The organism is Solibacillus sp. FSL K6-4121 (assembly GCF_038002585.1).
GTDB lineage: Bacteria > Bacillota > Bacilli > Bacillales_A > Planococcaceae > Solibacillus > Solibacillus faecavium.
The window spans coordinates 1,011,133-1,034,960 of sequence record NZ_JBBOCS010000002.1; the positions used below are offsets into that span (position 1 = coordinate 1,011,133).

19 protein-coding genes are annotated in these 23,828 nt (G+C 36.8%); 6 read left to right on the forward strand and 13 right to left on the reverse strand.

The window, feature by feature from the left end:
- Positions 1–27: 27 nt before the first annotated feature.
- The 4 genes from MHH95_RS14590 to MHH95_RS14605 form a co-directional block, all read right to left on the reverse strand.
- Positions 28–1,323 carry a DUF1963 domain-containing protein gene (locus tag MHH95_RS14590; RefSeq protein WP_340728177.1) on the reverse strand — a complete coding sequence of 432 codons (1,296 nt, stop codon included), beginning with the start codon at positions 1,321–1,323 and terminating at the stop codon, positions 28–30.
- 18 nt (positions 1,324–1,341) lie between these two features.
- Entirely contained in the window at positions 1,342–2,016 is a 675-nt protein-coding gene (locus tag MHH95_RS14595) for a hypothetical protein (protein WP_340728178.1), read from the reverse strand.
- 63 nt (positions 2,017–2,079) lie between these two features.
- Positions 2,080–2,817: a YwqG family protein gene (locus MHH95_RS14600; RefSeq protein ID WP_340728179.1), complete on the reverse strand. Its 738-nt coding sequence runs from the start codon at positions 2,815–2,817 to the stop codon at positions 2,080–2,082.
- Positions 2,818–3,139: 322 nt separating this feature from the next.
- On the reverse strand, positions 3,140–3,313 hold the full coding sequence (locus MHH95_RS14605; protein WP_340728180.1) for a hypothetical protein: 174 nt from the start codon (positions 3,311–3,313) through the stop codon (positions 3,140–3,142).
- A gap of 206 nt (positions 3,314–3,519) precedes the next feature.
- Here MHH95_RS14605 and MHH95_RS14610 point away from each other — a divergent pair, with 206 nt between their 5' ends.
- The 4 genes from MHH95_RS14610 (at position 3,520) to MHH95_RS14625 (ending at position 5,702) form a co-directional block, all read left to right on the forward strand.
- The gene (locus MHH95_RS14610; protein ID WP_340728181.1) at positions 3,520–3,702 is read left to right on the forward strand and encodes a histidinol-phosphatase; all 183 of its coding nucleotides are present in this window, start codon (positions 3,520–3,522) and stop codon (positions 3,700–3,702) included.
- 257 nt (positions 3,703–3,959) lie between these two features.
- Positions 3,960–4,169, forward strand: a complete 210-nt coding sequence (locus tag MHH95_RS14615) for a spore coat protein (RefSeq protein ID WP_340728182.1) — start codon at positions 3,960–3,962, stop codon at positions 4,167–4,169.
- Positions 4,170–4,181: 12 nt separating this feature from the next.
- On the forward strand, positions 4,182–4,544 hold the full coding sequence (locus MHH95_RS14620; RefSeq protein ID WP_191701548.1) for a spore coat protein: 363 nt from the start codon (positions 4,182–4,184) through the stop codon (positions 4,542–4,544).
- Positions 4,545–4,565: 21 nt separating this feature from the next.
- Complete coding sequence (locus tag MHH95_RS14625; RefSeq protein ID WP_340728183.1) at positions 4,566–5,702, forward strand: zinc-dependent alcohol dehydrogenase; 1,137 nt, start codon at positions 4,566–4,568, stop codon at positions 5,700–5,702.
- Positions 5,703–5,939: 237 nt separating this feature from the next.
- Here MHH95_RS14625 and MHH95_RS14630 read toward each other — a convergent pair whose 3' ends face one another.
- The 5 genes from MHH95_RS14630 to MHH95_RS14650 all read right to left on the reverse strand — a co-directional run bounded on the left by MHH95_RS14630 (position 5,940) and on the right by MHH95_RS14650 (position 13,009).
- Positions 5,940–6,734: an alpha/beta fold hydrolase gene (locus MHH95_RS14630; protein ID WP_340728184.1), complete on the reverse strand. Its 795-nt coding sequence runs from the start codon at positions 6,732–6,734 to the stop codon at positions 5,940–5,942.
- 500 nt (positions 6,735–7,234) lie between these two features.
- Positions 7,235–9,172 carry a sigma-70 family RNA polymerase sigma factor gene (locus MHH95_RS14635; protein ID WP_340728185.1) on the reverse strand — a complete coding sequence of 646 codons (1,938 nt, stop codon included), beginning with the start codon at positions 9,170–9,172 and terminating at the stop codon, positions 7,235–7,237.
- Positions 9,173–9,421: 249 nt separating this feature from the next.
- On the reverse strand, positions 9,422–10,390 hold the full coding sequence (locus tag MHH95_RS14640; RefSeq protein WP_340728186.1) for an NAD(P)H-dependent flavin oxidoreductase: 969 nt from the start codon (positions 10,388–10,390) through the stop codon (positions 9,422–9,424).
- 203 nt (positions 10,391–10,593) lie between these two features.
- Complete coding sequence (locus tag MHH95_RS14645; protein ID WP_340728187.1) at positions 10,594–11,376, reverse strand: enoyl-CoA hydratase/isomerase family protein; 783 nt, start codon at positions 11,374–11,376, stop codon at positions 10,594–10,596.
- Positions 11,377–11,452: 76 nt separating this feature from the next.
- The gene (locus tag MHH95_RS14650; RefSeq protein WP_340728188.1) at positions 11,453–13,009 is read right to left on the reverse strand and encodes a class I adenylate-forming enzyme family protein; all 1,557 of its coding nucleotides are present in this window, start codon (positions 13,007–13,009) and stop codon (positions 11,453–11,455) included.
- Between the two features lie 372 nt (positions 13,010–13,381).
- On the opposite strand from MHH95_RS14650, the gene MHH95_RS14655 reads away from it, so the two are divergent.
- Complete coding sequence (locus tag MHH95_RS14655) at positions 13,382–13,687, forward strand: DUF5658 family protein (RefSeq protein WP_340728189.1); 306 nt, start codon at positions 13,382–13,384, stop codon at positions 13,685–13,687.
- Between the two features lie 65 nt (positions 13,688–13,752).
- Here MHH95_RS14655 and MHH95_RS14660 read toward each other — a convergent pair whose 3' ends face one another.
- Positions 13,753–14,466, reverse strand: a complete 714-nt coding sequence (locus MHH95_RS14660) for a hypothetical protein (protein ID WP_340728190.1) — start codon at positions 14,464–14,466, stop codon at positions 13,753–13,755.
- Between the two features lie 1,099 nt (positions 14,467–15,565).
- On the opposite strand from MHH95_RS14660, the gene MHH95_RS14665 reads away from it, so the two are divergent.
- Positions 15,566–20,074 (forward strand): S8 family serine peptidase, encoded by a 4,509-nt coding sequence (locus MHH95_RS14665; protein WP_340728191.1) that lies wholly within the window; start codon positions 15,566–15,568, stop codon positions 20,072–20,074.
- A 154-nt stretch (positions 20,075–20,228) separates the two neighbouring features.
- On the opposite strand, the gene MHH95_RS14670 is transcribed toward MHH95_RS14665, so the two are convergent.
- From MHH95_RS14670 to MHH95_RS14680, 3 genes are all read right to left on the reverse strand, one after another.
- Positions 20,229–20,579: a DUF1428 family protein gene (locus tag MHH95_RS14670; protein ID WP_340728192.1), complete on the reverse strand. Its 351-nt coding sequence runs from the start codon at positions 20,577–20,579 to the stop codon at positions 20,229–20,231.
- A gap of 53 nt (positions 20,580–20,632) precedes the next feature.
- Positions 20,633–22,159: a class I adenylate-forming enzyme family protein gene (locus MHH95_RS14675; protein ID WP_340728193.1), complete on the reverse strand. Its 1,527-nt coding sequence runs from the start codon at positions 22,157–22,159 to the stop codon at positions 20,633–20,635.
- A 569-nt stretch (positions 22,160–22,728) separates the two neighbouring features.
- Positions 22,729–23,658, reverse strand: a complete 930-nt coding sequence (locus tag MHH95_RS14680) for a DNA/RNA non-specific endonuclease (protein WP_340728194.1) — start codon at positions 23,656–23,658, stop codon at positions 22,729–22,731.
- Positions 23,659–23,828 lie beyond the last annotated feature (170 nt).

Sequence of the window (23,828 nt, forward strand, 5' to 3'; positions counted from 1 at the left end):
CGGTACTATATTAAACATGAATGCCATTCAGCTTTGCTGATATATCGTTGCTGTAATCAGGTCTTTAGAACAAATAAACATATAATAGATGCCTTCAGCATACTCGTCAAAATCGGCATAATCAATCTGCCCTATAAACCGCATTCTTCGTTCACAATAAGGACAAACCGGGTACTCAGGATCCTGGACCCAGCTTGGGTGCCCGCCAATCTGAGAATCCAATTGTGACATAGTCCAAACAGCAGCATAATACGGTGATTGTGGCTCTTTTGATAGAACTAGTTTAGGTGAGGGTTCAGTACTGCTGTTTACGTCATCTAAATCCGGGAGATAAACGGGTTCCTGATTAAAACGGCTCCAGACAGGTAAGCCATCTTTGTCCAATTCCAATTCCATATATATCACGCTAAAGCTCCCACATAATTCACAGGTTATCACCTGTAGGTTCTCCATTTGCAGGTCGAGATATTGCAAAGCCGGATGAGAAGTAGCAGCGACCATCAACTTCGTTAACTTCCTATTGCACCATGGGCATGTTGAATCGCTCGTCTCAAGAAAACGGGCATGATTTTCTTCAATTACAACATCATCCTGTTGGTCAGTTTGCCTGATAGCGTAACATAATGGATTTACCAAATTACGCCTTTCCCCATTCGAAGTAAGCTCCCATCCTCCATCAACAGCATAAGTTTCAGGCGTTACATATAACTGTTCCGCCCATTTTGGTTGATGCATATGCCATTCCTGGTACTGGTTTATTACCTTAGCATCACCAATCCAGCCGAGCGCAAGGAGAAGATGATTTCGGTTGTCCTCATCCCATAACACCCGCTCTATAAGCTGATCCCGAATGTCTTGTGGTGCATCTTTAAAAAGAATCGGATCCTGAAACAAGCCGCGCTGTATAAGCTCTGGTAAAGCAATTGATATATTATCATTTCGGTAGCACACCAAAGCTAATAGAATATCCTGTGCTTCACTTTCCTTGTTAACAGCGAGTAATTCTATTGCATAATTCAGCATACGTTGCGCATCTTGGTTTGATAAAGAAACGTAAAGCTTCTCCTTTCTTATTGGAAAGGGAACGTATTGAATTAGCGGAACATACTTTCTCGGTGCATGCATGACCTTGAGAATGTCCACTTGATCTGCTAATCCCTCATAGAGATTCACCGTTTTTCGGTTTTTCTCAATATAAGCTACCCGTTTTTTTCGTTCCTGCTCCTGGTGGCAAGGCATGCAGATACCGTTTGTTTTGGCTGCTGTACTCGGTAGAATAGTTGCGCTGCATCCTTCCATCCTGCATGGTATTCGTTCTGTCATTTCCATTCACCTCCAAAATTATAAACCAATATACAGTTTATTTTCTGAGAAGACCGCTGCGTATCCATGTCTGTACAGTTCAAAATAAGCTGCGAACGGGTCACCATTTAATCTATAACGGGGCCACTGAAGATAATATGAAATCCAGTAATCACAAGCAATCGAGTAATATGCCTCGTCCAAAACTTCAATCGGTTCATCGTATTCAATCTGTTCGCTGATTATATCAAAAATCGCCTCATATATTTCAGGATCATATTGCTGACGAATTCCATCTATCGATCCGGGAGGTACAATTTTAATTTCTTCGATTTCATCTAGGTACTCGGTAGAATCTTTCGTATCAAACTTTCCGGAAGATCCCAGCAATAAATCCTTTAAGCCTTGAATAAACTGCCTGCCATAATCTACGAGTATATCATTGGGTACATTACTATCTTTACTAACAAAATATCCTGACACTGTGGGCCCACTATAATCCACAGGATTTAGCATTTCATAGATTTGTAATATCCTCTCCAAATAAATATGCCCATCTTCAAGAGGTTCAAAAGTAGCCTCTACACCTTTTCCATCTGGCATAAACATTTGAAAGTAACCATAGAATCGTGCTTCATCGATATCTGCTTCCCCGGAATTCATATCATCATCCATCAATTGAAGTAAATATCTTGCATAGGATTGTTTATCCATATAAACTTTAAACCTCTCTTTCGCTTATTAGTGGCGGCTTTTTTAGACGGATTTGGTATCTCACTAGCAACTTTGCCAATCATACACGACTTTTGAAAAATCCCTATTTTTCAAAGCGTCTTTTGGAATAGAGAAAACACAGTTGCCAGAATCCCCAAACATAATACCGCATTCGTCATCGATATCCAGTTGCAATAAAAGAAAATCGTCATCACCAAAACCAATATAGTCATTTTGGACAAAATATGGATAACCGCCAATTCTGCTATCGCTACTATAGCAATCTTCGCTCAATTTCTCATATTCTTCTTCTGATAACTTATCCATAAAAGTCTCTTGAAATAAATCTAATGAGGAAGACATAGGCATTTCCCTTGATTTAAAATACATTTTACCACTATGTGAAAAAGGGAGATTCATGATATATTCTTCATTTCCATAAGGATGTTCCTTCACTAAAAGTTCTTCATTTTCTATATAACTTTCAATATATCTTACGAAAATGGGGTCTTCCAAACCGTACAAGTCATCGTTTGTAACAAAAAATTGTAGTAATCCCTTTTCTGGTAATTCAACTATATTTTCAAGATCTCCCAGATTAATTTGTGCTAAAAACAACATCGGTTTTCCATTTTCACCTATCGGATAATCTATATTATTTTCCAAATAGGGACATCCCCCTAATTTACTTTCATAAGGTTTTGTTTCTTCACGCTTAAAACTTATCTCATTACTATACCTAAAAGTACCTTTAATCAAGTTTTCATGTTCTTTCAAAAGTTTAGGAATTTCGTATTTCATCAATGAATGTCCTCCAATTCTAATTTATTTTTATAGTCGGATTGATTCAAAGTAATAAGATTAGTATTACTTATTACCATTGTTGCCAATTCTCTTTGTAATAGATTGTAATATTCTTACAAAGAATATTACAACCTTTTGATTGATCAATAGGATATTAAAAGATATCATTCAGCAATAATGGTACCATCACTATCTCGATTAAGTTATGGATAAATAGGCGGGTTATTACAAGTAAAATTTATAAAAATAGCCACTCTGTCCGAAAATAGAGTGGCTTGTTGAGCAGAACTTTTCAAGAGTCATTTTCCTTCCAAATTAATCAATCTTCTTCATCTAGCTGATTCATTTTATCCTTTATCTGAAATAAAAAATGAAGTTGCATTTGTTTAGCTAATTTTTCTGCCATTCCTATCGAATCAAGATTTCCTTGTATATCAGCTATCTGTTGTTCAATATAAGCTCTTAACTTTTCATACTTTTCTAAATCACTCACTCAACTTACCTCTCTAAGCAAATTTTTTTATTAACTAGTATGCTCTGAATGTAAAGAAATTAAAACTAGAATTTAATACAACTGCTCAACTTTTATTCAACTCTTTATGAATCAATTGTACTTTTAAGGGAGAATTTCCAACTGAATATTAGTATTTCCCATAGCTGTTTAAGCCATTCTAATTATGCGTAAGGAGGTGAGCAGCATTGGAAAATAATAACTTCAAACGTGAACGTCAACGTAATAATAATAACAATAAGAACAATAATAATGCATTTGAATTCGGCGAAGATTTCAACTTTGATAATTTAAATGATCATAATCAAATTAAACGTAATAACAACAATAACAACAACGTTAAATTTATCAAGAAAAACAATAATAAGTAATATTATTATGAGGCTAAAAGTTGCTTTCCACTCCGGACAACCTTAACGATGACTAATACAGATGTGGTTTAATGCATAAGTCTTAATCATTGTTTTTATCAAACGTAAATAAAGAGACGAATTTGGAGCACAAAAGAAGGATGTGCTTCAGTTCGTCTTTTTAGTTATTCAATTAATCCAATCTAAAAGGAGAATTTGTATAAATAGACTTGCTCCAGGGCAAACTTTTTCAAATAAACTCTGGAGGTGGGATGACCATGTTTGAGAAAAAATTAGCACTTCATGAAACAATGGAATTTCATGAACTCATTAACTTTATGACAACTAGTTTACTTAAATCGAAGCTGAGTCAAGGTGTAGTCTTTGATGATGATTTAAGAACTTTATTAGACAAAAACGTAAAATTATCTACCCCCGCACTTACCGCTATGGTTAAGCTCTACGCTAAATCGGAATTAGAATATTAGGAGGACTATGTTATGGAAGACTATTTAGATCCTTTAAATTCAATCGGAATGCCCGAACTAACTGATTCGGGAATTGCCCTTGAATTTTTACTTACAACAAAAACGGGAATTCGAAATCTTTCAATCGCTTTAACAGAAACAGCTTCCCCAACTCTCCAAAAAATCATGAGAACGCAGCTAGAAGTCATGATTGATATATACTTTGAGATTTCTGAGCTAATGTTGAAGAAAGAATGGCTTAAACCCTATGATCTTGAAGGTCAAAAGGAATTGGATATTAAATCTGCAGAGAATGCGATTAGTATTGCACAGTTGGATCTATTCCCTAAGAGCATGAATCGCAAAGGCATGTTCCCTACCCCACCAAAAAAGTAAACGGAAAAGAGGGATTTTTTAATGAAAGCTGTTACTTTCCAAGGTATAAAAAATGTTGAGGTTAAAGAAGTAAAAGATCCTAAAATAAAAAAAGCCGATGATATTATAATTCGCCTAACAACAACAGCTATTTGCGGATCTGATTTGCACCTGATGCATGGTATGATCCCAAATATAGGGCAAGATTATGTTATTGGCCATGAACCAATGGGAATTGTAGAAGAAGTTGGCAAGGATGTAACGAAGGTGAAAAAAGGTGACCGGGTCGTCATTCCTTTTAATGTTGCATGCGGGAACTGCTGGTATTGTAATCATGAGTTGGAAAGTCAATGCGATAATGCCAATGACAATGGTGAAATGGGCGCCTACTTCGGATATTCAGACACAGCAGGCGGATTTCCTGGAGGTCAGGCAGAGTATATGCGTGTTCCCTATGGCAATTTTCTCCCCTTCAAAATTCCAGAGAGATCTGAAGTTCCCGATGAAAGTTTAGTTCTCCTTGCCGATGCTGCCTCTACTGCTTTTTGGAGTGTCGAAAATGCCGGTGTAAAAAAAGGAGATACGGTTGTTATTCTTGGCTGCGGACCTGTTGGGCTATTGGCGCAAAAATTTGCTTGGTTGAAAGGTGCAGAAAGAGTAATCGCAGTTGACTACATCGGCTATCGTCTTAAACACGCAAAGAAGACAAACAAGGTAGAAATCGTTAATTTTGAAGACCATGAAAATTGTGGGGAATATTTGAAAGAGATGACAAAGGGCGGCGCAGATGTTGTCATTGATTGTGTCGGGATGAGTGGAAAAATGACGCCTTTAGAGTTTCTTGCAAGTGGCGTAAAACTGCAAAGCGGTGCTATGGGAGCTATTGTTATAGCCAGTCAAGCTGTACGTAAAGGAGGAACGATTCAAATTACTGGTGTTTATGGTGGTCGATACAACGCTTTCCCACTCGGAGATATCTTCCAACGCAATGTAGCTATTCGTACTGGACAAGCACCAGTTGTTCATATTATGCCTCATGTCTATAACTTAATAGCTGATGGTAAAGTGAATGCTGGCGATATCATTACACACGTCCTCCCTCTTGAAAAAGCAAAACATGGTTATGAAATATTCGACACAAAACAAGATGGTTGCATTAAAGTGGTTTTGAAACCGTAATCGATATAGAAGAAAGCCAAAAAAATATTTATAAGTATAAAAAGAGCACCATTTAAACTACTATTGAACAAAAAACAATCATTTTAGAGTAAACGAGTACTTATCTAATTTCATTTTATATTTTAAAAAAGTAATACCTTATGAATTCCTCTAAATGTTCATTACAAGTGTTTAAAGCCACCTACTATAAAAGTGTAGGTGGCTTTAAAGTTGTTATTATGAAAGTGTTGAAAAGTCTCACAGTGAACTAACTTTTGCAAACACCTGATTGGACTCGATAAAATGGTGGATCGCTTCATTTGACTCCGCGCTTTTTTCAATAACGCATACATGCCCGCAGTCATCAAGGATTTGTAATGATGCGTATGGATTATTCTCTACTGCTCGCTTAGCTTCATCTAAAAATAAATGATCTTCCCTACCGATTAGATAAAACTTCGGAATTGTACAGTCACTTTGCTTAAGCTGCTCATAGGGCTTCCTCGCATTTTTCAATAAATACGTCCACTTTACAAACTCTTTTCGCCCTAACTTCGTTGCCTCCTGCACAAAATAAAAACGTGATTTAGCATGCGATTTTTTCGGCATAATTAAGTATGCAAATGTTTTGTAAAAGAGCATATATGGTGCGAAATGGCGGAATATCCATGCGCTCTGAATTAACAGTGACGACCATCTATTAAACTTGAGCACCGGACCAGCTAGCGTCATCGTTTTAATGTACTGCTTCGCACGGTACATAAGCTCATTGCCGATAATTGTCCCCAGTGAAAATGTTAAAAAGTGTGCGTGTTTAATCTTTAACTTCTCGAGCACCTCTGTAATTTTCGGCACTACATCTGCTGCGACATAGTAATTTACATCTAACCCATTCGAATCGCCATGACCCGGTAAATCAATTAATAATAAATTATAATGCTGCGATAAATAATCCGCTTGTTTATAAAAAAGGGTGCTCTTGCCTCCTAGACCATGTAGCAGCACGAGCCATTCCTTTTGATGACATGAAAACAGTTTTGTGTAATGTAGCATATAGGTCTCCTATTAGTATATTTCTTCGTTGTCAGTAAGCTATATATTTTCCATTCAAGAAAATATTATTCTTTGAAAAATAATATCTAGTTGTAACCTGACTATAACGTGACGGTTTAATCGCGTCAAATGTTGCATACTAATTCACAAAATGCTCATATTTAACTAACAATTTCTATGTTTTAATGTAATTTTTGGTCATTACTAATATTTGTAGGTTGGATTGCTTAACGGGATAAATAGAGGAACTAATTTCCGTTATTTTTAAAATAACTTAAAAAACAGATAAAATAAGGGAAGGAATTTCCCTTATTGACCTAAAAAACATGATTTTTCATGATTTTATTTAAAATAACGGTAAAACGTTCCCTTATTTATCCCAAAAATGAATTACATCATTCAAATAACGGTAAAATCTCCCCTTTTTTTAAGAGGACACGGATGCCGAATTAGTGTAAAATATTGGTAAATCTTGTTAGTTGTACCGCACAGGCTTTTCATTAAATCAAACTATAAATAACCTCTCCACTTTCCGCATTTACCCCTTTTATAAAGGCACCATCCGTCATCCGTATACGGTAAATAATGCGCATTTCATCCTCATCATGTTCTGTTTCCCCATACACCTTGTCCCATTCCAGATGTACTTTTAGACCTTTTAGTGGCAGTAATTCTTTAACGGGCTTAATTGCTTTTGGTTCAAACTGTTCAATATATTCAACCGCTACATTCGGTGTTAAAAACATCAAAATAGCGCCTGTTATTTTACTAATATTCATATGGAAAAATTCATTTTCAACGAAAAATCCATCCTTCTGCACGACAAAACGGAAAAAGGCACGGTTTTCCTCTATGTCCTCTTCATCTTTTACTTCAACATATAAATATGGTGTATACTCCGAATAGTATGTTTGAATAAACTGTGCGGCAATCTGTAAACATTCCTCTTCAGAAAGTTTCCCCTCACCTTCAATATCCGCAAACCAAATAAAACTATTCAAGCGCTTCGTACGTTTGTCCACCTTTGCTTTTACTCGATTTTCAAATTTACTTTTCATGTAATGCTCGTATGATTTCCCCTGAGGATTTTGCCAGCCTTTAGGACGCCAATTCAGCTCTTCATACGCTTCATCCATACTCATGCTTACCTCTTCATATTGCTCCCATTCCTCATTGATGCCAATGATTTCTCCAATTTTGTACTTTTTCGGCAATGCTTCAACATTTGGAAATGGCACATAATTTTGCTTTCTCTCATCACCAGAATCAAATAATTGTTTACCTGTTACCGCATCATAGGCCTGCCTTAATAGCTTTGATTCATAGATAGCATATATACCTGATGCTGCAACGGAATCATATTTTTCATTAAAGCTTTCTGCACAACTTGACCAGTCACCTTCATACAATGCATTTAAAATACGTTCCGTAGGGTAAAGCTCCTTTGGTATTTCTGGAGGATTTTCCATATAACCCGTATAGGTGAAATGAATGATCTCACCTGGATCGGTTACTTCTATAAGACAATAAAAACCGTCTAATGGAAACCCGCCCACAACTTGTCCATACTTAAAGCTTGTACTCGATTCCTTTTTATTTTGTTCTATTAGTGTATAATACGAAAGTGCTTCCGGGTATTGTTCATGTAGCAGTCGCTCGGCTATTTTAAGCTTCATCTCTTCAGTAATCGGTGCACCTTCTTTTGAGGGAGTTTTCGCAAAATCATCAAGTCGCCCTTTATCATCTAATCGAATAAAAACTCCTTCATCTTTACTTGGCCCTTGCCACATAAACGAAGCAATTCCTTCCTCATGATAATCTTCCAGTTCTAGCTCATAATGCTCAGGCACATTTCCATATTGCTGTGCTAAGACCAATAATTGTTCTTTTAACATGCGCTTTACCTCCTTTTGTTGTAATGGCTTTTGCATTGTTTCCTCTAGCTTTTTACGTATTGCCTTTCTGCCGCGGTGCAGATGCATTTTAATCGTGTTGTTTGGTTTCCCTAGCATTTCCGCGATTTCAAACACTTTAAAATCATAAAAATAATGCATTACGATCGCCATTTGGTAGTCTTTTTTAAGGCTTTCAATGGCGTTATGCAACTCGCTGTAATCCTCGCTATTTTCCTGGTCTAGTAACTGAAGCTGTTCCATAATTTCTAGCTCTAACAGCTCCGTACGCTTCTTCTTATTCATTGCAAAAAAGCTTTCACGAATCAATATTTTATATAGCCATGTCGCAAAATATTTCGGCTCCTTTAGCTGGGCCAGTGCACCAAATGCTTTTATGAACGTTTCTTGCACAATATCTTCCGCATCCTGCTTATTTTTCATATATGTATATGCTTTAGCGAGTAATCTAGGCTTATGTATCGTAGTTATGTGCCGGATTGCATTTTCATCACCAGCAAGTGCTTGTTGTATGTACTGATCCATCTTATTCCCTCCTACTATCTTAGAGTACCGATTTAGTTTAAAGGTTTCATTTTGTGAAAAATTTTTAAAACTAATCACTAAAAAATAGACCATTTATTAAAGTTTATAATATTAACAGCTGAAATTCACAATATCGTATTCCTGCTTTTTCTGCTCAAAAAAAGACTTCCCTATAGAGAGAAGTCTGTTAAAAACATAATTGAATTCAAGCATAGATTGGCTTTAATCCTTAAATTCATCTTACCCATCCTATACAGGGAGCTTTTGCATTGCCATTTTCATATGTGCTTCTTTATACTCTTCCTCAAACCGATTAATCAGATCTCTCGTTGGCACTACTTCCTTAATTGCACCAATACCTTGTCCACTTCCCCAGACATCCTTCCAAGCTTTTTTATCTCCCTCTTTAAAATTCATAGCTGAAAGATCGCCTTGCTCTAGGTTATCTGGATCAAGCCCTACATTTTTAATAGAACCTTTCAAATAATTGCCATGCACACCTGTAAATAAATTACTATAAATAATATCGTCTGCTGTACTGTCTACAATCATTTGCTTGTATTCTTCACTCGCATTTGCTTCCGTTGTTGCAATAAATGGCGATCCAATATAGGCGAAATCAGCTCCCATCGCCTGTGCCGCTAAAATAGCTCTACCATTTGCAATCGAACCTGACAAGGCTAATGGTCCATCAAACCATTCCCGAATTTCCTGTATTAGAGCAAATGGACTTTGTCTTCCAGCATGTCCACCTGCACCGGCAGCAACGGCAACCAATCCATCTGCCCCTTTACTAATCGCCTTCTTAGCAAAATTATTTGTTATGACATCATGAAAAACGATACCACCATAGCTATGAGCCATTTCAAATACTTCTTCACGGGCTCCTAGCGAGGATATAATAATCGGCACTTTATATTTTATACAAAGCTCCATGTCTTGCTCTAATCTCGTATTCGTTTTATGCACAATTTGATTAATCGCGAACGGGGCAGCAGGTTTTTCAGGGTTATTTTTGTTATACGTGTTTAATTCCTCCGTTATTTCTGCTAACCATTCGTCAAGTACACTCGTTTGTCGTGCATTCAATGCTGGAATAGATCCAACAATGCCTGCTTTACATTGCTCAATCACGAGTTTTGGATTACTAATAATAAACAATGGGGAACCGATAACTGGTAGTCTTAAATTTTCTAAACTTTTTGGTAAACGCTCCATAAAATCCACCTCTCTATTTATACAAAATTTCAACATACATGTATTCACAAGAACTATCATCTAGACCACCAATTGAACTATCATATAAGGTTGTTTCTTGATGGTCTCTTAACTGAAAAACCCTTCATTATATCTGCTTGCCCATTCGCATATCCAAGATCAATTTCATCTGCTCGCAAAATGCCTCCGATTTTATTTGTCGACTATGATTGGTTAAAAACAGGTTTTCGTTTTTCAAAAAAGGCTTCGACACCCTCTTTAAAGTTTGCTGATTCAAAGCACATTGCTTGTGCAAACCCTTCTAACTCCAAAGACTGAGCCAAATCATCAAGAATGCTTCTATTTACTAGTTTCTTCATTAACCCTAAAGCCATTTGCGGACCTTCTGTAAGCTGATTTGCTAGTTTATATACTTCATCTGTAAACAAATCATCTTCAAATACCCGATTAACAATTCCAAGTTCATGCGCCTGCTCGCCAGAAATCTTATCTCCAAAGAACATCAATTCTAGTGCACGATGCTTTCCTATAAGTCTTGGTAAAAAATAGATAGAGCCTAAATCAGGAATTAACCCCACCTTTGAAAAACTTTGAATGAAAACGGCAGATTGATTCGCAATAATTATGTCGCAAGCTAATGCTAGGCTAAAGCCTGCTCCTGCTGCAGCTCCATTAACAGCCGCAATAACCGGTTTCTCAAGCTGTACAATGGAAGAAATCATTTCATGTCCCGTTTGCAATCTCTTGCGACCCGAAGCCGCATCTACATCTTTTAAAGCACTTAAATCACCGCCTGCAGAAAACGCAGTTCCTTCACCTGTCAAAACAATCACTTTTACGTCATCATTGTTTTGAACTTCAGTAAAAAAATCTTTTAATTCCTCTCGCATTTGAAGGCCAAGTGCATTTCTCACCTGAGGGCGATTTAATTTAACGGTACAAACACCATTTTCTGCTAATGTCACTTGAATACTTTGGTAGGTCAACGTATGTTCTTCCCTTCTTTTTAGTTTACCATTTCATACTATTTATTATTTTAAATATTCAGATATTTTATTAGACTTATTGGTAAGCTCCCGTACGTAAAACCGTTTTAAGTACCTTTCCCGAAGCATTTCTAGGCAACGACTCCATAAATTCAATAGCCCGCGGTTTCTTGTAAGAAGCAATGCTACTTTGACAAAATTGTATTACTTGTTCTTCCGTCATCTGTTTGCCTGACTTTAAGACAATATATGCTTTCACAGTCTCACCCCAAGTAGGATGCGGAATTCCCACTACAGCAGCTTCTAAAATATCCGGATGAGAGTATAAAACATCTTCCAATTCTTTCGGGTAAATATTCTCACCGCCACTTATAATCATGTCCTTTTTCCGGTCTACCACATAAATATAGCCCTCTTCATCCATTCGTACTAGATCGCCACTATGAAACCAGCCCCCTTTGAATGCTTCTTCTGTTGCCTCCTCATTTTTATAATATTCCTTCATTGTAGTTGGTCCCTGATAGACAATTTCCCCCACTTCTCCAACAGGCACATCATTCATTTCATTATCCACAATTCGTACCCTTACATTAATAGAAGGTTTTCCAACTGATTCAGTCTTCCTAAGAGCATCTTCACCGGCTAAATAAGTTGTAGAGGGACTCATTTCTGTTTGTCCAAAAGCTTCTAATATTGTTGCATTTTTAAACACTTGTAAAATTCTTTTTTTAATTTCAATAGGACAGATTGCTCCCCCTAAAGAACAATTCGTCATTGAACTTAAATCATAATCAGATAGATTCGGCACTTGGAATAGAAAATTCCACATGGCCGGAACCATAAACATTGTTTCAATTTTCTCTTCTTGGACAGTTTTCAGTACAACATCTGGTTGGAATTCACGGTGGATAATAATTGTCCCTTCTATTAGACAATTTTGTAAAAGTGAGGACAGAGCAGCAACATGGAAAAGTGGAGGAATAATCAGTTGCCTAGAGCCCTTCCTAGGTTGAGAGTGATAAAGTTTATTCATTGCATTCATATAAAAATTTTTATGGGTTAATACTGCCCCTTTTGGTTTCCCTGTTGTACCCGATGTATAAATAATGGCATGCGCGTCATCGTCAGTGAGATTCACAGGCTTGTATTCATTAGTTGTATTAAAAATTACATCATATGGGATTGTGTTTATCTCAAATTCTAAATTCTCGGCTTTAATTGGCACGATAATTTTAACTTGAGATAAGTTTTGCATAATAGAACGAACGCTATCTATAAATTCTTCTTCAACAAATAATATCTTTACATCAGATTGGTTTAGAATATATTCAATTTCCTTTGAAGCTAAACGGAAATTGACAGGAACAAAAACACCACCACTTAATGAAACGCCGAAATATAGCTCGACAAAAGGCAGGCCATTCTTCAACAAGCAGCCTACCTTGTCATCTACACCAATCCCTTGAGCTTGTAGCCATCCCGCTAAATGGAGCGAACGCGTCAAAAGTTCCCCATACGTTAATCGATGATCTCCATCTATAAATGCTTCCCGATCAGCAACATTATGTGCAGCATATTTAAGTGCTTCCCCAATCAGCAGCTGTTGGGACGTAGATAATACTTTCTGTACCATACCCATCACCTCTCTATTAATAAAGAATAGTAATCTTAAATATTCCTATCGTTTAAGCGTCTCCTTTAAATTATATTCATCTAGCATCTCTTAATATGCAGATAAAACGTCTTTTATGTTTTGAATGTAATATATTTGCCATTGTCTCTAATATATCCTCTGCCTTGGAACTATCTCCAGTTAACGAATGTGCTAAATAATCCGGAACTAAATTAGGTGTCTAATTTAATTCCGGTGAAATAGGCAGTATAAAATGAGTTCACTTTGGTAAACATTTATCTAAATATGAAGAGATTGAAAAAAAGCAGAAAAAATATATCTATGGAAAAATAAAAAAGGAGAGATTACGATTCAAGCGAAGAGTGATATATAATGAGACGTTTGTTTGATATTAAACGGATGTTGCTGGTCATATTAGTGTTAAATCTTATCGATGGCATTTTTACAGCTTGGGGGCTTAGTAACGAATGGATTGAAGAAGCGAATCCACTGTTAAGTTCACTTTCCCCTTTAATGATTCTCGGAACAAAAGTTGTTTTATCTGGTCTAGTTTGGTTTTTATGGAAATCAGATTTCCCTACAAGGTTAACAAACGTTTGGCGAATAGTTCTTTCTTTCGTCATGTTCCTCTATACTGGGATATTCGTTCTACACATAACATGGATTTCAATGTTGTAAAAAAGCACATAAATATAGGCTGACGAGAAAGTATTATTTTCTCCTCAGCCCTCTTTTATAACATATTAAATAAATTTCACACCATACATAACCAATGTAACTATTAATAATACAGGCATAGCTTCCTGTGGCAATAGCAGCTCAATTTTACGTCTAATGACAAAAGCCACAACAATGATACTGATTACTAAATACAACAAATAGCCGCCCTCTGCGAAAATAGGCATACCTGGAGATAAAAATAAAATGGTAAAAGCCATTAAGAAAAATACAAGGCGCGCTAGAACTTGTGTTGCACGAAGGGATTTCTTTGCCGCGATTATTAAAAACGGTATTGAAATAAAGATGCCACCAATTATCGCTCCTGGAATAATAGTATGTTCAATTCGCATCGCAATGTAGAGTATCAACAATAATAGAGCAGCTGTTAAAGCATCGACTACTATGCCATTTGCTCGATAAACATAAAGACATACGAGTATAAAAAGTAACATCCCAAGCATAATCAACACACTTGGCATTTTCTGAAATAATAAAATATCTCCAATCGTTAATAAGGTATACCAAGCAATCAAAACAAAAATCCATTTATGAAATGCGTTAAATTTTGTTTGCTGCACTAGCCTTCCCCATCCAATTGTAAAGACAATATAAATAAGACCCGTTAAAGCCGCCATATAGGCATCCTTTATTATGTATTCTTCTGGATTAAATGTTGTCAACGTCACTAAAGTAATTGTAACTACATATGTAAGTATCAATATTAATTCGTTCTTCATACTGAGTCCTCCTATCCTATTCATTATGGCACAATAACTTTAGAAAATATATACTTCCCCTATTTACTCCAATTACTTTTCAATTGAATGGCTCATCACCATAACATGGGGTTGCTTTTCTAATAAAATTCTACTTTGGTTGGTGGGCTACGGCAAGACAGCGCTAAAGCCACGTGATACATGTCTTTATCACTGCCTTTATTGCCGTTTGCGAGGCCCACCAATCCCAAAATTTTGCCCTCGTTATAAAGTGAAGTAAAAAAACACATAATCAAGCCGCTTGCGCTATCGCGAGGCGGCAATTTTGTCATCCCAACTTATAGTGATGAATTAATTTAATTGTAAATTATACAGGACCTAGAATTTAGACAAATTTCGACATTTCCAAATCATAGCTTTTACTCAAAAAGAACGCCAGTGAAATAAAAACTAGTACACTAGTTAAATATATACAGGAATCTTACAAGCCTTTTTTCCCCTATCAAATTTATCGATAAGTTTGTTGAAAATAACATTCTGTTTACTGCAATGTTTATTTTTATAAACTATTAACACTCTCAGTTGCTTTAATTTCTGAATTTTCAATCTAATTCACTTCAAAAGATACTTACCGCTTTTCTTCATTAAGAATAATAATTTCAAATTAGATAGATGAATAAAAAGTCCTTCTTACAACCTCCGAAAAATAAATGACCTTTAGACCTATTGCTCTTTTTTAGGTTAAACTAATCTTTTTTTAAATATGAGAGATAAATTCAATCCTTTTGCAAAATCTAAAATAACTGCAAAACCTTAATAACACTATCTCCCTCTGATATCCAACTGTGTCCCTTGGCTCTCCTTCAGGTAAAAAAAATAGGCATTTAAATTCAAATGCTTTTCACTTCTAAATTATTCGACATAATACGACAAATAAAATATTTTCCATAATCTAACATAGTACTTACATCTAGAGAATTTAATTTCACAAACCAGTCATTTCTACCTAAAAAAAGTATAGAGAGGAGGAAAGGTTGTTCTTAAAATCCTTAAAGTCCAACCTACAAGTTTCAAATTTAGTAAAAGTAAAGTTCGATTGAAAATCTAAGGGGGAATGAAAATGAAGAGAAAAAAGAATTCTAGGAAAGCATTTAGTATCCTCGCTACTGCAGCGATGACATTTTCTTTATTGACACCAAGTGTTGCTAGCGCACAAACAACTTCCAATCAACTCTATGAATCTTTTAGAGATTCCAATTCTATTAGTACTTTTAGTTCCGCACGTGAAAAATTAAATGCGCGCTTACTTGAAAATTTCAAAGAAGATAACAAAGTAACCTTTTTAGTGAAATTTAAAGATAAAGCGAATTCTGCTCAAGTTGCTACGGCTGCTCGTCAAAAAGCGGTAGATTCCAACTTATCCGCTCTAAATGCCAAGTTGATTCAGCGTTCTGCTGTTGTCTCCGAATTAAAGGCAACATCTATTGAATCTCAACAATCAGTCATGCAATTCCTCAATAAAGAAGCGGAAGTTGGCAATGCATCAGATATTACATCCTTTTATATCGTAAATGCCATTGCCGTCACAGCAACCCAAGAAGTTGCGGAAAAAATCGCCACATTTGAGGAAGTAGAGAAAGTATTACCGAATGAAACACGTCAACTCTTTACGACCAAAACTGAGGATGCCGTAGCACCAAGCGCGGAAGTTGCAAACGTTGAGTGGAATATTGAACGCGTTAATGCTCCAGAAGTTTGGGATATGGGTATTGATGGATCAGGTACGGTAGTTGCAAGTATCGATACCGGCGTTCAATGGGATCACCCAGCTTTAAAAGAAAAATACCGTGGCTATAACGCAGCAACCGGTGAAGTTTCTCATGATTATAGCTGGTATGATTCAACTTCTGCTGGACGTGCAACTCCATATGATGATCAAGACCATGGTACACACGTTACAGGTACTATGGTTGGTAGTGAACCAAATGGCTCAAATCAAATAGGTGTTGCACCTGGAGCCAAGTATATTGCCGTAAAAGCATTCACTGCTAACGGTGGTTCAGATGTTGACCTTTTAGAGGCAGCTCAGTGGATTTTAGCACCAACAGATGCTAACGGAAATGCGCGTGTTGATATGGCACCAGATGTCGTGAATAACTCTTGGGGCGGTGGTCCTGGTTTAGATGAGTGGTACCGTGATGTTGTTATTAACTGGCGTGCAGCAGAAATCTTCCCTGAATTCTCTGCAGGTAATACAACTTTCACTAACCCAGGGGGTGCTGGATCTGTTGCTGCACCAGCAAACTATCCAGAGTCATTTGCTACAGGAGCAACAGACATCAATAACTTAGTTGGGAATTTCTCTCTCCGTGGCCCTTCACCTTATGCTGAAATTAAACCAGATATTTCTGCTCCAGGTGTAAACATTCGTTCATCAGTTCCTGGCGGTGGTTATGAAGGTGGTTGGAATGGTACATCGATGGCAGGTCCTGCTGTATCAGGTGTAGCTGCCCTTCTACGTCAAGTAAATGCTAATTTAACAGTAGATGAAATGGAACAGATTCTTCTAGACACTGCAAATCCTTTAACAGATAGTCAATACACTACTACACCTAACCAAGGTTATGGTTATGGATTAGTAGATGCTTATGAAGCAGTTTCTTCTATTATTACTGGACTAGGTACGCTAGAAGGTCAAGTTACACAAGCAGGAACGGATAATGAAGCCCCTAATTTCGAGCATACCGCACCAAGTGAAACATATGCCGGAATGGATCTAAATTTAACCGTTTCAGTTAGTGATAACATTAGTGTTTCATCAGTTGTACTTAACTACAAAGATGAAAATAATGCTTGGCAACAAATTCCTGCTGGGCGTAAATCTGGTGATCATAACGCTGGTGAATTTGCTGTAGTTATTCCGGGTGATTTAATCTCTGGCAATTCATTTACGTACAAATGGACAATTAATGACTTCGGTAATAATGAAGTAATCAGTGACGAGTACGTTGTGGAAGTAAAACCAGGCATCACTGTTGGATATTTTGAAAATTTTGAAACACAACCAATTGGCTGGTACTCATTTGGTACTAATGACAGCTGGGATTGGGGTGTACCAACATCTGGTCCAGGAAATGCTGCCTCAGGTGAAAAGGTGTATGCAACAAACTTATCTGGCACATATGCAAACAGCATGAACGCGACACTTGTTGCACCTCCAATTGATCTGCCCGAAGGAAACTCTTACCTACAATTTAAACATTGGCATAACTTCGAACAAGCTAGTTCTGGTAGAGCGTATGATTATGGACATGTATTTGTGTCAACAGACCAAGAAAACTGGACACAATTATTAATGGTTCAAGGTATATCCAATAGTTGGTTAGACGCAGAGGTTGATTTATCAGACTATGCTGGACAACGTATCTATATTGGTTTCAATGCATTCTCAGATTCTAGTGTACAACGAGATGGCTGGTATATTGATGATGTAGCATTAGCTAGCGTATCTCAAACTGGTAAAGTTTCTAAAGGTAAAAACAATAATAATGGCAACGGTAATGGTAAAGGAAATGACAACGGCAATAAAGGAAATACCAATGGCAACAACGGTAATAATGGCAATAAAGGTAACGGGAAAGAAAAAGAAGCATTAAAAGAAGCTGTAGATCCAAAGACCATTAAACCTGATGTACTTTCAAAAGATAAGGCACCTGAGATTGAAGTAATCAACAATCCAACACTTCTTCCATTAGGCGCTCAAGTAAGTGTGATAGAGTCAGGACGTTCGGTTTATTCAAGCCCAGCAGACGGTTCATACAAACTGACACATGGTACGGGCACATTTAATGTAAAAGCAGAGGCTTACGGTTTCGAATCTGAGATACAAACAGTCACAATTGAGGCGGATAGCACTTCTACTGCGAATTTCACATTAGATGAAATTGAACAAAATACAATAAGCGGTACAATTACTGACGAATCAACAGGAGAAGCGATTGAAGGTGCAACAGTTATTTTAGTTGAAGACGCAAATATCACACCTGTTCAAACAGATGCTAACGGTAACTTTGCCCTTACAGCATATGTAGGAACGTATACACTTAAAGTAATTGCACGTGGATACCATGGTAAGGAAATTCCTGTATCTCTTACAGGTGAATTATCTCCTATAAGCATTTCTCTTGAACCTTTCTACACATATCCAGGTGGAGAAATCGGCTATGATGATGGCACTGCGGAAAATGCTCGTGCATTCAACGCTGCCGGAAATGCATGGGCAGTAAAAATGTCTCTTCCTGAAGGAAAAGAAAACGGAATTGTAACAGATGGTGTATTCCGCTTCTGGACAACTGAATGGCCTACTCCAGGCGGTACTGCATTTGCAGTGGAAGTTTGGGATGCTACCGGAGCAGACGGTACGCCAGGTAAACAATTAGCTGGTCCAATTGATGCAACGGCTCTTCGAAATGGTGAATGGACAGTGGTAGATTTAACAGATCACAATATTGTTGTAAATGGTGACTTCTATATGGTTTACCGTCAAACAGTTGCAAACCCGAATACGCCAGGTCTTGCAACGGATGAAGATGGTAAAAATGCAGCAAGAAGCTATCAGCATGTATCAGGTGCATGGTCTACAGCTCCTGCCGCTGAAGGAAACTATATGATTCGCGCACGCGTTAGCTATGAAGTAGTCGGTCCTGTAATCACTTCTCCAGTAACAAACTCAATTACAAATGAGCCTGAAACAACAATTACTGGAACAGCATCTCCAACAACAACTATTGAGTTAAAACAAAATGGCGAAGTAGTTACATCAACAGTAGTTGGAGACGATGGTAAATTTAAAATTAAAGCAGACTTAGTTGAAGGCGCTAATGAATTTTCTGTTCTTTCAAAATTAGATGGTCGAGTAACAGGTGAATCGACTCCGGTTTTAGTAACTTTAGATACGATAGCTCCGGAACTAACGATCGACAAACCATCTAATGGTGAAAAGGTAAATCGTGAAACAGTTACTGTAGAAGGTTTAATTACAGATGAAAATATTGACACAGTGACTGTTAATGGCTCAAACGCTACTATCAGCGATGGAAAATATTCAAAACGCGTTATTCTTGATAATGGAGCGAATGAAATCACAGTAGTAGCTACAGACAAAGCTGGCAACAGTGTTTCTAAGACAGTTACTGTAACTGCAGATTTCGATGCACCAATTATTTCAAATTTAAAACCAGATACTGACATTACAATTACAACGGGTAGAACAGTTAAAATTGAGTTTGATAGTGAGCCAGGATTAAAACCTACTTTTGTGATCCATATGCCATTAACAAACTTAGTTCAAAATGCTACTGCGTTACCAATGATGGAACAAGGAAATGGTCATTATGTAGGCTACTGGACAGTTCCTGCTGACACCGTTGCAAACGGTGCAGTTATTGAAGTAATTGCAATCGATGACTTTAATAACGAAACTCGTCAAAAAGCTGCCGGTAAATTATATATTAATTTACCAGTAATTACAGAAGGACCTAGCGATGCCCCTGCTGAGGAACAATCTTCTAAAGAAGAATTAACAGAAACACCTAATTCTTTAGAGGAAGACTTAACAGTGACACCGTAAAAAATGTAAATCATTAGAACTGCACCCCTTAAGTTTGTTTAAAAACTTAAGGGGTGTTTTGAATGACAAAATATTAGTGATTATTCATGAAAAAAATGCACGCACTTTTGAATATGTACGTGCACCCAATTAAAGCAATTTCAATTTAAGCCCCTCAAAGAAACTCAAATTCACCACGGACAGTACGACTAAGATCGATTACCTTAACCACTTGATTGTATAACTTTTCAATTTGTTCATCATTATCAACTTTCTCCAAAACCTGACTATGGTGCTCCTTATGATGATACCGATTAATTTCCATCATAAGGATTTCATTTTCGCGTAGTTCAACTGACGATATCATACCCAAACAACCATACCCTGGCTGAATAGATGTAGCAGTATATGTGTCGCTCTCAAGTGCACCATATTCTTTGTAGATACGTTCTGCTTCTCGATTAATTTTTAAAAATTGTTCCTTGTTTTCTTCAGGTACAGGATAAAGATAAATTTCTAAATACATGATTACTCCCCCTAGTAATACAAACCGCCTGATATGAATTGCTGTAAAGTCCCCTACTGACTAATTTTATCCTCTTTCCAGTTTTCACGTAATTGATATTTCAATATTTTCCCGGAAACATTACGAGGTAAAGCTTCTACATAAATAAAGTGACGTGGCAATTTATAACCAGCTAAATGCTCGCGACAATATGCTTTGATATCTTCTTCATCAATCTCTATATCATCCTTTTTAACGATAACAGCTGTTACAACCTCTCCCCATTTCGAATCTGGCAAACCAATAATTGCCGATTCAACAATGCCTGGATAACCATTTAAAATTTGCTCGACTTCAACCGAATAAACGTTTTCGCCCCCTGAGATAATCATGTCCTTTTTTCGGTCTACAAGTGTAATAAAGCCCTCGCCATCAATTGTTGCTAAATCACCTGTTAATAGCCAACCGTCACGAAACGTTTTCGCTGTTTCTTCTGGTTTTTTATAGTATTCTCTCATAACAGATTCACCGCGCATGATTAGCTCACCAACTTCACCTGGCAATATATCTTCCATATAATCATTTACTACCCGAACATCTAAAAATGTCATCGCTTTTCCACTCGCACCTAGCTTTGTCTTATGTTCTTCTGGTGTTAAATAAACGCCTCCTGGTCCACCTTCAGTTAAACCACACGCATTATAGAACTGATCTGAACCCAAATATTCTACAGCACTTTCAATCATACTTGGTGACATTGGTGCTGCACCATAAATATAGCCACGAACAGATGATAAATCAAAGGACCCTTTCGGAATCATGAAAAATGCATTATACATAGCAGGCACACCAAAGAATAACGTGACTTTATGCTGCTCTATCGCTTTTAGAGTTTCTAAAGGATGGAAATCTCGCATCATGACAACTGTGGCACCAGCAAAAAAGCAAGATGTAAGAACCATATTTAAACCTGCCGAGTGAAATGCCGGCGCTACTAGTAAATAGACGTCCTCACGATTTAATTTCATCATTACAGTTTGAGCACTATTGAGACTAATTACATTCCCATGTGTAAGCAGTGCCCCTTTTGGATTACCAGTTGTACCTGATGTATACAAAATTTGCGCATCATCATCTGCAGAAATTGGTACATTCGGGTCATCAGTTTGTGTAGTATCAAGCTCTTTTAAAGATATAACCCCTTCAGTTTCATCTCCCGTACTGTAAATTAATGGATTTGCAGAAATATTAACAATGGCGCTCTTTACTAATTCAGTTTGATCCGCATCTGTAATGACAGCAATTGAATCAGATTGATTCACAATATAATGGATTTCTTTCGACGTCAGACGGAAATTAATAGGAACGATGACACCTCCTGCCTTCATCACGGCATAAGCGCAAATCACAAACCAATGCGAATTTTTTAAAAACAAACTAACTTTATCGCCCTTTTTTAAACCTTGTTTAATTAAACCATTACTATATCGATTAATTTCATCGTTTAACTCTTTGTACGTGTACGTATAATCCCCAAAAACTAGTGCTTTCTGATTTGGCATTCTACTTGCGTGAGATAAAATCGGTTTTAATAAATCCATATTGCTTATCCTCCTAAATTGAAATTAATGGACAAACTGGCAGATCTAAAATCTCATTGCAAAAACAACAAAGAACAAGGAATAGCTAGACTGAGACGAGAAGTTATTATATTCATAGAAAATAAACTTCTATAAAATAATATATTCTTCTAAAACTGATTTATAACTTCATTTACACGTAACGTATATCAATTGTGAGTTGATAGTTTGTCTTGCAAGTTTTTAACCAGTCTGGGATAAAACTTAGAAAAATGAGCGCTAATCCTTTTTACAGAATCGCGCTCAATAAAGGAATATTAAAATGTGGTTTAACAATTAGGGCAGAAAAAATAAGCGGAGGATTTCCGCTTATTTAAAGAATTTGAGTTATAATGAGGAAAATAAGAGGAGAATATCCGCTTATCTCTATGAAAACCGATGAATTTTATGTTTTTTTAATCAATAGAAGGAATTTCTCCGCTTATTTTGGTTACTTTTCATGAAATTTTTATATTAAGCGGAATTTCTCCCTCTATTTTGGTCGCTCTCCTTGGCTCTCCCAATATAATTTGGAATAAGAGCTAGTACACTTACTCGCCTACTAAACCGTCCTTATCAGCATCATGCATGTAGGGGTATAACCAATGATCACTTGTTATTGGCATACTGAAACCTGCTGCTTTTGCTTCTTTAATTGTTACTTGTCCATTCCCGTTTGTATCAACACTCGAAATATCGCCACCACTAGTGTTGGATTGAGCTGGCTTGGAAGGCTCACCTGTTAAACCGAGTGATTCGTTAACTTCATCAGGGTTCACGTTGTCAAATGAATCAACGATCTTTTTCCCCTTTAAAGTATAGGTATACTGATAACTTGAAGGAATCTGCGTTTTAGTATTTGGATAGGTGATAATCGCTTCAAACATAGTTGCTCCATTAGCTTTACGGATTGCGTCTTCCATATAAGCTTGATCACCATGACGGTTGAGCGTACTATTTTGTGGGGTAATATTGTAAGCGTTCGATACCCCTCCGAGTGAATCAGCAATGACATGTCCTTCATCTAAAACGGAACTCTCTACACCTGGAACCTTTGCTTCATCAGAGTAGTATCTACCAGACGATAATACCGGTTCGTTATCATCATCTTGTAAAATAATTTTGTCCGCAATGACACGTACTAATTGCCCGTATTCATTCGTAAATGCCCAATAATCACGGTCCCCGAAACCAATGTTAACTACCACATTAGGTTCACGATGACCAGATAAATTACCGCCATCTACCTCAATAAGTTTATATCCTGAAAACTGGTCTTTATTTGATTGAGCTGTAGTTTCTTCTACTATTGATTCATCAACAACCGTAGTAGCAGTTTCACTATTTTCAGTTGTATCAACAATTGTTACATCTTCTGTCTCTATTTTTTCATCCGGAATAGAAACTTCTTCTACATCCGTACAACCAACCATAAAGATGGCTGTTAAAAGTAAGATTAACACGTTCATTTTATTCTTCATTTTTTAGGACTCTCCTATAATCGTTACATATTGTTCACTCAAAAAGAATGCTAACATAGTTTAACATTGTTAACCTTTCGATAATAGTATAAATATATTATAATAATATTCAGAGATATTTTTTACTGGAATCATATTTATTGAAGATTTTTAACCTAAATTTAATTTGC